The organism is Aliikangiella coralliicola, from assembly GCF_007004725.1.
Taxonomy (GTDB): domain Bacteria; phylum Pseudomonadota; class Gammaproteobacteria; order Enterobacterales; family Kangiellaceae; genus Aliikangiella; species Aliikangiella coralliicola.
The window spans coordinates 32149-46187 of the sequence record NZ_ML660175.1; the positions used below are offsets into that span (position 1 = coordinate 32149).

Genomic DNA, 14039 nt, shown 5'->3' on the forward strand with positions numbered 1-14039 from the left:
CGGATCTTTGATTAACTTACCCTTTAATTAACTAACTCTTTAATTAATCATCAGTTTTTTAAATTTAGCCGAGCGAGGAATAGTTATTATGACAACAAAAAATACACTGCTGTCTCACCTTCGTCCGGCTGATCCCAAGGATGCGCACACACTTCCAGCATCACTTTACGTGGATCCCGATATCTTAAATATTGAATATGAAACCATCTTTGAAAATACCTGGCAGCTAATCGGTCACATTGATCAAGTGAAGAACCCCGGCGATCAATTGGTTTGTCAGGTTGGAAAAATACCCGTGGTAGTGGTGCGCAACCAAGAAAAAACGTTGAAAGCATTCCATAATGTTTGTCGTCACCGAGCAGGCCCTGTCGCTATCGAAAATAATAACAGTAAGGTATTACGCTGTCGCTATCATGGATGGACCTATACATTAGACGGCCAGCTAAAAAGTGCGCCGGAGATGAATTCCACGCCGAATTTTGAGGTTTGCCAATTTCACTTACCCCAGCTGTTATTGCGCGAATGGCAGGGATTTATTTTTGTTTGTGCCGGCGATTCGCCTGCACCATTCGAACAGGTTTTCGCCAGTATATCAGAAAATATTCAGCCCATTGATTTATCCGAAATGTCCTTTAGCCATCGGGACGAATACGTCATCGAATGTAACTGGAAAGTCTATATGGATAATTACCTGGAAGGCTATCATTTACCCCATGTGCATCCAGGTTTAAATAAACTTCTTGATTACCGAAGTTACGATACCCTGTTGCAACCATGGTACAGCTACCAATTCAGTCCATTGGACGACAATTCAAATGGGGAGAATTTTTACGGTGAAGGTAAAGCGCATTACTACTGTATTTATCCCAACCTGATGCTAAATATATTACCTGGCCGATTACAAACCAACATCATTCTGCCGCTCGATCATCAGAAAACGCGGATCATTTTTGATTATTACTATTCCGATCCCAGTTCAAAACAAACCAAACAATTAATTGAACAAGACAGGGAGTTTAGTGATGTTGTTCAAGATGAAGATATTGCGATTTGTGAAAAAGTTCAGTTAGGTCTCAACTCCGGCAGTTATCACACCGGCAGACTCTGCATGAAAAGAGAGACAGGCGTTTTGCACTTCCAGAATTTAATTCGCCAATCACTGCGTGACGCCATCGAGGGTGAACAACTGAAAGACTATTAATCTGAATCCAATTACCGTGTGAGGAAATTATGTTTACTAAAGCCATTGTCAGAACCCCTTGCAAAGCGATGATAGAAGGCATAACAACTGCTAACCTGGGAACGCCTGATTATCAAAAAGCACTGCAACAACACGCAGACTACATCGCCGCCTTACAAGAGTGTGGGCTCTCGGTAACAGTGTTGCCTGCTGACGAAAACTTTCCCGATTCAACTTTCGTTGAAGATACTGCATTGATGACACCTCATTGCGCCATTATCACCAACCCGGGAGCACCTTCACGCACCGCAGAGACTCATTCAATCAAAGCTGTAGTCGCCGACTTTTACGATCAAGTCGAATTGATTGAAGCCCCGGGAACAGTTGAAGCAGGCGACATTATGATGGTCGGTGATCACTACTACATTGGTTTATCGGAAAGGACGAACCAACAAGGTGCCGACCAAATGATTGCTATTTTAAAAAGATATGGAATGACAGGATCCACAGTGACAATGAGTGAAATGCTTCACCTGAAAACTGGGTTGGGTTACCTGGAAAATAACTACCTCTTAGCTTGTGGAGAGTTTCTTAAAAAAGCAGAGTTTCAACAATACAATATCTTAGAAGTGGAGCAAGAGGAAGCTTATGCTGCTAATAGTGTATGGGTAAATAATGTCGTGTTAACACCGGCAGGATTTCCAAAAACTCACCAACTCATTCAATCTGCAGGATATGAAATCAGAATAGTAGATGTTTCTGAGTTTCAGAAAATTGACGGCGGCTTGAGTTGTTTGTCACTGCGCTTTTAGCATTAGAGTCATTGATGCAAAAGCGCATTACTAAACTCATTAAGAGATTATCTAAAGAATCACTTTAAAATCTTACCTCTCAAAATTCGCTTTCCCTGAACTTTTAGCATCTAAATCCATCGGACTCAGTATGCAGGGTTAGCTATCAGTAAAAAAAATGTAAGCCTATCCAGTTACATATTCTATTGTCACCGCAGATATGAACTATAATTTTAAGGAACTTGACTTAAGATAAAGATCTATCTCAATGAGCGAACCAAAAGAAAACTCGAAGATTCTAATCGTTGATGATATCCAGACGAATATCTTTGTGGCTCAATGTATGTTGGATGGCTGTGGCGCGGAAATGTTAACGGCCAGCTCTGGCGAAGAAGCGTTATCCATTGTAAAAGAAACGGAGCTCGCCCTGGTTTTGCTCGACGTACATATGCCAGGAATGGATGGTTATGAAGTTGCTCAAATCATGTTAGCTAATGAGCAAACAAAAAATATTCCAATCATTTTTGTGACCGCCTGTAATGTGGATAGCGAACATATTTTTAAAGGTTACGAAAGCGGCGCTGTTGATTATCTGTTAAAACCAATTGATCAAAGAATTCTCAGAAGCAAAGTCAATATTTTCTTACGGCTCGACAAGCAGCAAAGGCAATTAAAAACTAAGCATAAAGAGTTGCAAAAAGCCTACTACGATATTAACAAGGCCCAGTCAGAATTAGCCCGCTCTAAAAAACTGGCGTCAATCGGTCAACTAGCAGCCGGGGTTGCACATGAAATCAATAACCCGCTGGGTTTTGTCACAAGTAACACCAATTCACTGCAATCATATTTCAATGACTTTAAAATGTTGTTTCAATTATACCGAGCGCTAGAGCAAGCGATTGTTGAACAGAAACCTGAAGCAGCAGTACATTCAATTCTCAAGGACATAAGCAAAAGTAAACAACAGCTAGATTTTGATTTTCTTCTTGACGATATTAAGGATATTTTTAGTGAAACGAAATCAGGCCTCGAACGAGTCAAAAAAATTATTACCAATTTGAAAGTCTTTTCCGACGCGGAAGTCGAAGAAAATTCTTCGATAGGTATAGAGCAATGTATCGAATCGAGCCTTTGGTTAGTGAAGTCTCAGATACAAAAGGAATTTAAAATAGAAAAATCTTTTTGCAAAGATGTAGAACTCATCTGTAATGCTTCACATATCAAGTTAGCACTGATGAATATCATCCTGAATGCAGTACAGGCTATTCAAGAAAATGGTGTCATTCGTATATCTACAGAGATTCGTGATGACGATATTATCATCTGTGTTCAGGACAATGGTGTAGGCATGGAACAGGAAGTTTTACGCGATATCTTTAACCCATTTTTTACAACTAAAGCCATCGGTGAAGGCTCGGGGCTTGGTTTATCAGTAAGCTTTGATATCATCAAACAGCATAACGGCGATATCAACGCGACGAGCAGGCCCGGAGAAGGCAGTGAGTTTGTAGTTACATTACCCTTAGCAAGAACCACAGATAAAGTAGCGGCAACCTCTTCTTAAATGCTAGTTTAATAAAAGACTAAACAAGGAATGATTTCGATTTTGTTATCTATTTAGCAAATCTATAACAAAAAGAGATGATTTGATTGATTAGTTCAACGGAAAAATGTGCCTTTTCACCAAAACCAAACAAATACATAGCAGCTTTTCCAACGATTTCATTTAACCCAGGCAAGAATTCCAGGTTTTAACAAACTCATTATTAATTATCTCAATTTATCAATTGTAAACCAATCAACTTAAACTAAACTTTCGTTATAGGAAATAGCAAGTCGCAATATCATTCAATCGATAACAATTCATTGATTTGATTAAGTCTGCAGAAGTTTGTTATTTTGTGACCTGCATGCTCCGAAGAAGGATTTTAACCGAGAGACCATCAATGAGTCTGCCACCATCAAATAATTACCAAAGCACGGCCGCCAGCAAAGATATCAATCAAACCATAGTCAATGCATTAACAGCGAAAAATTTTAACGAAACGCTAACAATAATAGTCAACCAGTGCCGGCAACTATCTGATGCAAACCAGGTAACATTAAGTTACGCCCCTGATGGTGATTTTAATAACACAATTCAAGCGCACTCTTTTTCTGAAAAATATAAAGAATATAATCCCTTAGATTTGCAACTCCTCAATGGAGAAATCTTTCGAGATCTTCAGCGCGCCAATAAATCCAGACGGAAAACCCAAAAGGAGCTAGTTGCTCATTCAATTTGGAAGAATAAGGAAATATTTAAGGATCACAGTTGCCTGAAACATCCCCAGGTATGTGGTTATTTGATTACCCCAATCAGGGCAATAGATAACAGTATAATCGGCGCTCTTCTGTTCAGTGACAAAATCACTGGAGACTTCACGCTAAGAGACACAAAACGAATCGAGCAACTGGCGGGAGTTATCGCTAGAGCATTTGATTTGCAAATGCATCAAGAAAAAATTGACCAGCTACTTAAATCACTAACCAAACAACAGCGACTTTTGGAGGATCAAAAGCAAGAGTTGAAAAAGCGTGCAACTGATATTTCTTATCTTTCAAAACACGACGAACTAACCGGCCTCGACAATCGTTCCGCTTTAAAAGAAAAGTTGCAATGGTCGATTTCGATGGCTGAGCTTAACCACCAGATACTCGCGGTGGTGATGCTTGATCTGGATCATTTCAAACTGGTCAATGATAGCCTGGGCCACCAGGCTGGAGATAAAATACTCATTACGATTGGTACTCGTTTGATCAATAGCGTTCGGCAGGCTGACATCGTTGCTCGACACGGCGGCGACGAGTTTGTTCTTGTTCTTAATGATCAGAGTTCAGCAGCCGCAACATTGAACTTGTTGCAACGAACGTTAGAGGATATTCAGCAACCAATACAATATGCCAACCAGGAAATCAACGTAACCTGCAGTATCGGGTTCAGCTTGTTTCCCAAAGATGGTCAAGATGCCGAAACACTTTTAAAACACGCTGACACCGCGTTACACCAGACCAAAAAAGACAGTCGCGGGCAATTTAGTTTTTTTAGACCTGAAATGCAGAAAGAGCTTCAAGAACGGGTTTCCCTGGAAACTGAATTACGCCACGCTGTACAACAAAATGAGTTTGAACTTCACTATCAACCGCAAGTTGATATGAATTCGGGCAATATCATTGGACTTGAGGCACTTATTCGATGGCAACATCCTAGATTAGGCGTTATTCCACCCGCTCAATTTATTCCGCTGGCAGAAGAAATAGGCTTAATTTCACAAATCGGAGAGTGGGTTTTGAAAACCGCCTGTCAACAAAACAAAAGCTGGCAAAATGAAGGACACTCAAAAGTAACTGTGGCAGTTAACTTTTCTGCAAAGCAGTTGATGCAAACTAACATAGTTCAACTCGTTAACAATGTCTTATCCGAAAGTGGGCTGGAAGCCCGGTATTTAGTTATCGAAATAACTGAAAGTCTGTCAATGACCGATCCGGAAACAACCATAACAATCATGCAAGCATTAAAAACTCTAGGCGTGAAAATTTCGATTGATGATTTTGGCACGGGTTACTCTAACTTAAGTTATCTGAAACGATTCCCGATTGATGAAATAAAAATCGATCGCGCATTCGTCAAGGATATCACGACAGACCCACACGACCTGGCCATTACCAAAACGATTATCGCAATAGCCCATTGTCTCGACCTTAAAGTCATCGCAGAAGGAATCGAAACTCAATCTCAATTAGCGCTATTAATCCAGCAAAAATGCGACATGATGCAAGGCTATTATTTCAGTCGACCATTAACGGCAGAAAGTTGCAGCCAACTACTAGTCGAAAATCCGAGTATAAAGCTAGATGAAATTCGCCAGAATAAGTATCAGCGTTCACTGTTAATAGTTGACGACGAAAAGAGAATACTGTCGTCAATAAAAAGGCTGTTGCGCCCGTTAAAATTGAATATTTTTGAAGCAGAAAATGCAGAGGCAGCTCTTGAGCTAATGGCGTTACATAAAATTGACGTTATCCTTTGCGACATAATGATGCCGGGCATGGACGGCATCGAATTTTTCAGCAGAATTCATCAAATGTACCCAGAAACAACTCGAATTATTCTTTCCGGACAAACTAATTTTAATGTTGCAACTGATGCTATCAATCGCGGTGCGATATACAAATTTCTGACCAAGCCCTGGAAAAACGATAAGCTATGTAGCGAAATTGAAGCAGCTTTTCGACACCATGAGGCTAGTTTTGAACAACGAAATGAGTCTGTAGAGTAAAAAACGATATTGTCCAGCCACTATAAGATTATCGAGTCCAATTAACTCAATTCTCAAAAGCAGATTGAATACAGTCAGCTATCAAACGCTCACATTTAAAAATGATGCAATACAACTTAAGATGACAGCTCAATAATCGCCTGAAGAGATTGTAACTGGTTTTTTTTAAAGTATCTGCGCCAGCGAGTTACTGAATTTATTGATTACTAATAATATTAAGAAATGCGAAAGATAAAAATTGCAAATGGGTCTACTATTTAATAATTAAATCGTGATTTATGCTACCAGATCTTGCTTAAATGGCGTCAGGCAGTACGAATTGTTGACTTTCGAACCGTCACATCAATTATCGCAATTAAGTCATGGCGATGTAGCAACGTTGAGTATTAGCTGAGACCAGATGTTCAATTGAGGTTCAACTCTTTCATTCGGTTTTTAATCAGGAAAGATTAATGGCTAACTGGGACCCGGAAAAAAAACTGCTAACACTAAAAATTGTGTTTTATGGTCCCGCGTTAAGTGGAAAAACAACCAATATCATTGCACTTCACGATCAACTACAACCCGAACTAAAGGGAGACATGCAAGTTCTTGAAACTCATAATGATAGAACCTTGTTTTTTGATCTACTACCTCTCGGTATAAAAACCAGCAACAATACACTGATAAAACTTAAACTCTATACTGTACCAGGGCAAGTCATTCACAATAGCACCCGCAAAGCAGTGTTATCGAGATGCGACGGGGTAATTTTTGTAGCAGACTCACAGAATACACAGTCGGAAAATAATGCCGAGTCATTTAACAATCTGATTAAAAATATCAAACTTGTCGGCCTGGACATCGAACAGCTTCCGCTAGTTGTGCAGTTTAATAAAAGGGATTTAGTGAACATCGTTTCAATTGATGAACTTCAAACAAGATGGAGTGAAACACCGTGGAAACTATTTTTTGCGAGCGCACTGAATCAGGAAGGCGTTATTGAGACATTTACTGAATTGCTAAATATCTTGTACATCTCAATCGACAACAGCTATTCACTCAGCGAAAAACATGAACTTACTCAAAGCGCTTTTGTTACTCAAATCATTCATGGCCAAGCACAATGATAACCACCGATTTCGAACGAGATTACACGCTAAAAGAACTCATTCCGAGTAACCGATATTCCAGGATAGCGAACGCATTAAGCCAGTTTGGTTTTGATTATTTCGAAATAATTGATCTCGACCAATCGATCCTGTTTTCTCAAGGTAAATCAAGCAATATCGAATCTTTGCCGTTGATATTGGAACTCGAAGCAATCGGTCATTTTCAATACGATCAAGAAAATAAGTCAATCGCTCAAGCCGCGTCCAATATGTTAATCGAAATACTTCAGGCCAACTGGAGATACCACATGGCGTCAAGTCTTCATGTACAAGTTTCGCAAGAAGACTACCACGCCTTAAAACTCAAAAATGAGCAGCTTGAAGACTCTGAGCAACGCTACAAAAATCTCGCTGACCAGCTCGAACAACGAGTCAAAAAACAAGTTAAAGTAATAGAAGCATCGCAAAGAAAACTGTACGAAGCAGAAAAGATGGCTTCCATTGGCCAACTTGCCGCTGGCATCGCCCATGAAATCAACAACCCTATTGGTTTTATTTCTAGTAACCTGAATACTGCATCTGAATATATTGAGGAACTCGCATTATCGATTAATGATCTTTTACACAAAGAAGTTAAACCGGTAACAGAATCGCGCGAAAAGCTGCCGGAAGAAGAATTATTAGATGATTTCCAGGAATTGGTTGGTGAATCGATCAACGGTGCAAAACGTATAGCAAGAATTGTTTCAGATCTAAAAGCCTATTCCAATGTCGAACTCGCCCAGGAACAGTTAGTCAATCTGACCGAAAACATTGAACTGGCGAAACGTATCTTTTTAAGCTCTACCGACAAGTCGATTAATATCAATATTCGCCAATATCCTATCGAACCTACTTATTGTAAACCATCTCACATTAATCAGTTATTACTCAACTTACTTAATAACGCGTCTGATGCAATGGGCTCTGAGGGCGAAATTTCTATTCTTTGCCAAATGAAAAACAATGATATTTTTGTCGAAGTGACTGATAACGGTTGTGGTATCAATGAAGAAGACGTTAAACACGTATTCGAACCTTTTTTTACCACCAAAGATGTCGGCAGCGGTACAGGTCTCGGGTTAACGGTATGCCAGGATATTATTCGAGCCCATGATGGAAGTATCAGCCTTTCGAGCAAAATAGGCCTTGGCACCAGTGTAAAAATTTTGTTGCCCATAAAAAATACTCCAACAAGCAATGAGTAATTACAGCGAACTTTTCACCGGGAAAAAAACGGCTTCTGCTGTGAATGGCTCTATGCCATCTACTGAGATTTCCAAATACCAAATTCTTTTGCTGGATGATGAGCGACATGTACTCAAATCTCTTACCCGCGTATTCAGAAAAGAGAACTACACAATAATCACCTCTGATAATCCCATGAAAGCTCTCGCGATATTACGGCAGAAAAAAATTCAGCTAGTCATATCAGATTTTAAGATGCCTCTGATGAACGGCGCTGAATTTCTTAGAAAAGTAAAAAAAAGTCATCCAGATGTCATTCGCATTATGTTAACCGGACAAGCGGATACTCAGGCGGTAATGACAGCCATTAATGAAGGCGCAGTATATAAATTTATTTTAAAACCCTGGAATGATGATGATCTGAGAATTTCAGTTTCTCTTGCACTTGAACAATACGACCTAAGAAGTCGAAATCATTCCCTTGAAAAAGAGAACAAACGGTATCAAACTGATCTTTCAAAGCTGTCAAAAATGGCGACAATTAATCGCAGCCAGCTTTTGATAACGCTCAATAAGAAAGGGATCATTAATGAAACACAGGTGCAACAGATCTTAAAGCGGCAAATGGCGTCTAAATCCCCTCCTATTAAGATAATTCTGCGGCAGGGTTGGATTACGGAAAAAGAAATAAGGAAAATTATAAAGAATCAATTTTATATTGAGCAGGTTTCGCTTGATGAATTTGATATCGACCCAGCAGTTACCAGCCTGATACCCGCTTCTTTTTGCAAACAGCAACTTTTGCTACCAATTCGTCAAGTGGGCAAAACAGTTACATTAGTCATGGCTGATCCCCTTGATGAAGGCGTATTAGAAAATGTTCGATTCAGCAGTGGACTCGACTTTAACGTCGTCATGGCAAGCTGTGGCGATATTGAAAAGAAGATTTTAGACGTGTTTGGAGATACTGCACAGCTCGACAATGTTGAATCAATTACATCCTACTCAGATTCATTTGACTCTATTGAGATAGTTATCGACGAAGAAGAGGATATTGAACTCGCCACCCTTCTTGAAAGCACTAGCGAACCACCCGCGATAAGGCTGGCTAATGCGTTAATACTTGAAGCCATCAGGTTAAACGCCAGCGACATTCATATTCAACCAACCTCCAAATACGTTCTAGTGCGATTTCGAATTGACGGCGTTCTTCACGATAAAATTCAAGTACCACTGAATTTGCACATGGCCCTTGTATCGCGAATAAAAATAATGGCAGAGCTGGATATCACCGAACGAAGACGACCACAAGATGGAAGAATTACCGTGAAGTCATCGTTGAAGATAGTTGACTTGCGATTATCGACTTTACCAACAATTAATGGTGAAAAAATCGTAATGCGATTACTCGATCGAAATTCATCAATGCTTCCACTCAACGATTTAGGTTTTAGCAAAGAGCAGCTAGCCATGCTCGAACTTGTGAGCACTAAACCACAAGGCATTATTCTGACTACAGGCCCAACAGGCAGTGGCAAAACCACGACGCTTTACTCTCTTCTTAAAAAGAATGCCACTGCAGAGAAGAACTATATTACTATCGAAGATCCGGTAGAGTACTATATGGACAGAGCCGGTCAGGTAATGGTTCAAAATAGAATTGATTTTAGTTTTTCAACTGCCTTGCGAGCAGTTCTCCGGCAAGATCCTGATACCATTTTGCTTGGCGAAATCAGGGATTCAGAAACAGCCAACATCGCATTTCAAGCAGCATTAACCGGGCACGTTGTCTATTCAACCATACATACCAACTCCTCAATTGCAACACTTGCCAGGTTATTTGACCTGGGGTTAAGGCCTTACATTATTGCATCGGCATTAGAAATGATCATTGCACAAAGATTAGTAAGAAAGTTATGCCAGCATTGCAAGCAGGAACGGGAAATAGATAAAAAAATACTAACTTTACTTGGAGATAAATTTGCTCAGTTACTCGTTCGTGACTTTCAGTCACCGGGTTGTGAATTTTGCCAGGGAACTGGTTTAAAAGGGAGGCTTGGAATTTATGAAGTTTTCGTACTGGACGAGAAAATTCGCCAGGCAATTACCGAGAGACTGAGTTTTATCGAGTTAACCAACATTGCGAAATCAAATGGGCTGAAAATACTCATCGAGGATGCCGCCGACAAAGTTAATCAAGGATTAATTTCCGCGGATGAAGTATTAAGAGTTCTTGGCGCTCAATCTGGTAATTAGCGATCAAGCCAGACATATACCCCTATTGGACAAGCATAGATTTTTTCAACGGCAATTAATTTGTCAATCATCACATTGGTCAGTTTTGTTCCTTCGTTTAATAGCATCAAACCATTTTTATTAGTGCAATCTCGACTTAAAATCATCCCTGGCTGCAAATTCATACTTGATAACATATGCTCTTCTTTTACCTCATTATCTTTTTCATGTTGCTTAGATATTTCAAAAAATAACTTGGCTAACTGGTAATCATACAATTTATTCTTATGTTCAAGTAAGAAATGCCTCGCATCTCTCGCAGTATAAGTAATCCCATCGTATTTTCCCGACTGCAATAGAAAGTAATCTTTCACAATACTCAATACTTTACAACCGATGGGAATATCGCTTCCTTTTAGACCATCAGGACCGCCGGAACCATTAATATATTCGTAATGATGCTCAATAATTCGCGCCGTATCAGTAAAGTTAGAAATGCCTTTCAGAACCGATGCACCAATTTCAGGATAAGTCATGAATTGTTCGAAGTCATCAACGTCCATCAATTTCACCGGCGTGGTTAATAGTTTTTCCGGCAACGCAAGTTTACCTAATTCAAAAAGCAAACTAGAGTAATAAATTTGCTTGACCATATAATCGCTGAGTTCACTTTTTTTAGCGAGACTAACCGCCAACATCGGTAAATCGGGATACTCTCGGCTAAAAATATTCTCTCTTGCACAAATGGCGTGAGACAATAGCTTTACAACAGCGTCGTAACTTTTCGAAAGCTCCCGGTAAGCCTGATCTAGCATTCCTTCAGCTTCTTTTAATTCCCGAACTCTAGCTTCAACCTTTTCTTCAAGATCTTTATTCCATGCCTTTAATTGTTCATTCTGTTGTTGGGTAAGAATTGATAGTCTTTCTTTTTCCCCTTCCAAAAAGCGAATTTTAAGAAGCGAACTTACTTTTAATTTAATGTCATTGTCTTCCCAGGGCTTACTGACATATGCACTAATTCGCCCTTCATTGATCGCCCGAATTGTAGATTCCTGATCGGAAAACCCAGTTAGTAATATACTTGGAATATTGGGTCCAATGTCCTTTGCCCGACTTAAAAACTCCGCACCATCCATACTTGGCATTCTCATATCTGAAATGATAAGGTCAATTTTTTCCCGCTTGATAATTTCTAGACCTTCCGCACCACTTTCAGCAAGATGTATTTCGTATCCATCTTTTCTGAAAAGCCTTCTTAAAGCAACCAGTATATTTCTTTCATCGTCCACACATAGAACACTGGCTTTTTCCGTTGTTTTTGTTTCTTCGCTCATTGAAATCTTTCTCTCAGGTTTCATTTGTCTTTATCATTCGATATTCTTTACGCTAACTTGAAATTAACTAACCGCTACTTTTCTTTCTTCTCCACGAATCAAACAACCCTGCCTCTTCTAAAATCTTACTTTTTTTGTGTTTCATATAGTAAAGCAACTCTTGTCTCGCCAACTTTCTATCCATACCATTTTTGACCAAATGAACTAGTACTTTTTCAAATGCTTTACGACGTTTTTTTCCGCGCCCCGATGTATCTCGGCGATTTTCAAAAAAATCAAGTAATGTCGAACCACAAGAGCAATTTCGGAATAGCTCAAGGATAGTTTCACCTTCGTCACCTTCTGAGGATTTTAAGCCAGTCTTTTTGTTAATCGCTTCGGTCTTAGCGACAAAATCTTCAACATTCAGGTAAACTAAGCCACAGGTTGCACATTTCTTGGGAAAAGAACATTTCTCTAACGCAACCAAGTCATCAAACAGAGAGTTATTATCCATTATTAACCTCACGAATCGGGAGGCACACCATTCAAGCTAGCATCTAAATTTTTCTGGTTTTCTTCCTCTTGCCGAATAACTGGTATGCTAATTTTAAAGCAAGTTCCGACCCCTACCTCACTGGTTACTACAATGCTGCCTTTATGATTTTCGATAATCCCATAAGATATCGATAAACCCAGCCCAGTACCCTGTCCGACAGGTTTTGTAGTGAAGAATGGATTAAATAGTTGTGAAATATTTTTCTCTTCAATACCAACGCCATTGTCCTTAACCTCAATACAAATCGTATCTTCCTCAAGGCTGGTCACTACCGTTATGACTCCATTTTCCTGAATTGCATGGCTAGCATTTATCAGCAAATTCATAAACACTTGGTTAAGTTGGCTTGGGTAGCAATAGGTTTCGGGAAGTTCTCCGTAGTTTTTTACAACTTCACAGTGATATTTCAACTCATTCCAAACAATCCTGATTGTTTCATCAAGGCAATTATTAATGTCGGTTTTCTTCTTTTGTTCTTCGCCGGCGTGGGTAAAATTTTTGAGGCTTTGAATAATATTTTTAACTTTTTCCATTCCAAAAATGCTTTCAGAAACTAACTCAACAATATCTGATAGTATAAAATCAATATCATGTTTTTCTTTTAAGTTTTCTAACAATGATGGAAGCTCTTCAACACGAGTCGACTCCCCGAAGATCTTACTTAATTCAGTGACGAAAGCCCCTAACTCTCCAACATAATCTCTTAACGAGTTAAGATTACTGTTGATATAGCCTAAGGGATTGTTAATTTCATGGGCCACGCCAGCCGCAAGCTGGCCGATAGACGCCATTTTCTCTGAGTGAACCAGCTGACTTTGAGTTGCTTTAAGCTCTTCATATTGTTGTTTTATTTTCTCTTTAGAGCTATAAGCAGATAGAAAATTACCAACGTGCATTGTGACATATGCCAACATTGACATATCACTGTAAGTATAGTCTTCTTTTTTCTCATAGCTTTGTGCAACAATCCCACCATCAAGATTTCCTGTATGGAAGGGTAAGAAGATCCATTGCTTGGGTAATTTACCGAGGAGTTTTATTTTTCCTTTCTCTTCAAGCTCGACGATCTCTTCTTCTTTTAATATTAGTGACTTACCTATATCTAACGCATACGCGGTCAAACTATGTCTTAGCTCTGGGTTACTTTTTTCGCTCCGCGTTTCGGATGACAACTTGTCAAACTGATCGACAACAAATGGAATATCAATTAGGCCATCATTGATAACACAGATATAAAAATTATCGATATGAATAATCTCAGAAATCAATGAAAATATTTTTTTGTAAATCAGGGATATTTTGTCATCTTTGCCTTGAAATCTAG

General features: G+C 39.3%; 10 protein-coding genes. 7 read left to right on the forward strand and 3 right to left on the reverse strand.

Annotation, left to right across the window (positions count from 1 at the left end; genetic code table 11):
• Nucleotides 1-88 precede the first annotated feature (88 nt).
• The 7 genes from FLL46_RS26770 to FLL46_RS26800 all read left to right on the forward strand — a co-directional run bounded on the left by FLL46_RS26770 (nt 89) and on the right by FLL46_RS26800 (nt 10864).
• The gene (locus tag FLL46_RS26770) at nt 89-1201 is read left to right on the forward strand and encodes an aromatic ring-hydroxylating oxygenase subunit alpha (protein WP_142935504.1); all 1113 of its coding nucleotides are present in this window, start codon (nt 89-91) and stop codon (nt 1199-1201) included.
• Nucleotides 1202-1230: 29 nt separating this feature from the next.
• Nucleotides 1231-1992 (forward strand): dimethylarginine dimethylaminohydrolase family protein, encoded by a 762-nt coding sequence (locus tag FLL46_RS26775; RefSeq protein ID WP_142935505.1) that lies wholly within the window; start codon nt 1231-1233, stop codon nt 1990-1992.
• A gap of 247 nt (nt 1993-2239) precedes the next feature.
• Complete coding sequence (locus FLL46_RS26780; protein ID WP_142935507.1) at nt 2240-3535, forward strand: ATP-binding protein; 1296 nt, start codon at nt 2240-2242, stop codon at nt 3533-3535.
• A gap of 382 nt (nt 3536-3917) precedes the next feature.
• Nucleotides 3918-6290: an EAL domain-containing protein gene (locus FLL46_RS26785; protein ID WP_168204336.1), complete on the forward strand. Its 2373-nt coding sequence runs from the start codon at nt 3918-3920 to the stop codon at nt 6288-6290.
• A gap of 452 nt (nt 6291-6742) precedes the next feature.
• A complete protein-coding gene (locus tag FLL46_RS26790) occupies nt 6743-7399 on the forward strand; it encodes a GTP-binding protein (RefSeq protein WP_142935511.1) in 657 nt (218 codons plus the stop codon).
• Entirely contained in the window at nt 7396-8628 is a 1233-nt protein-coding gene (locus FLL46_RS26795; RefSeq protein WP_142935513.1) for a sensor histidine kinase, read from the forward strand. Before FLL46_RS26790 ends, FLL46_RS26795 begins: the two co-directional genes overlap by 4 nt.
• Nucleotides 8621-10864, forward strand: coding sequence for an ATPase, T2SS/T4P/T4SS family (locus tag FLL46_RS26800; RefSeq protein ID WP_142935515.1), 2244 nt, complete (start codon nt 8621-8623; stop codon nt 10862-10864). Before FLL46_RS26795 ends, FLL46_RS26800 begins: the two co-directional genes overlap by 8 nt.
• On the opposite strand, the gene nosR is transcribed toward FLL46_RS26800, so the two are convergent.
• The 3 genes from nosR to FLL46_RS26815 all read right to left on the reverse strand — a co-directional run.
• On the reverse strand, nt 10861-12177 hold the full coding sequence (nosR, locus tag FLL46_RS26805) for a response regulator c-di-GMP phosphodiesterase, NosR family (protein WP_168204337.1): 1317 nt from the start codon (nt 12175-12177) through the stop codon (nt 10861-10863). The genes FLL46_RS26800 and nosR overlap by 4 nt on opposite strands.
• Nucleotides 12178-12244: 67 nt before the next feature.
• Nucleotides 12245-12673 carry an oxidoreductase gene (locus FLL46_RS26810; protein WP_142935519.1) on the reverse strand — a complete coding sequence of 143 codons (429 nt, stop codon included), beginning with the start codon at nt 12671-12673 and terminating at the stop codon, nt 12245-12247.
• Nucleotides 12674-12681: 8 nt separating this feature from the next.
• On the reverse strand, nt 12682-14039 hold a 1358-nt coding region (locus FLL46_RS26815), incomplete at its 5' end, for a sensor histidine kinase (RefSeq protein ID WP_246119414.1).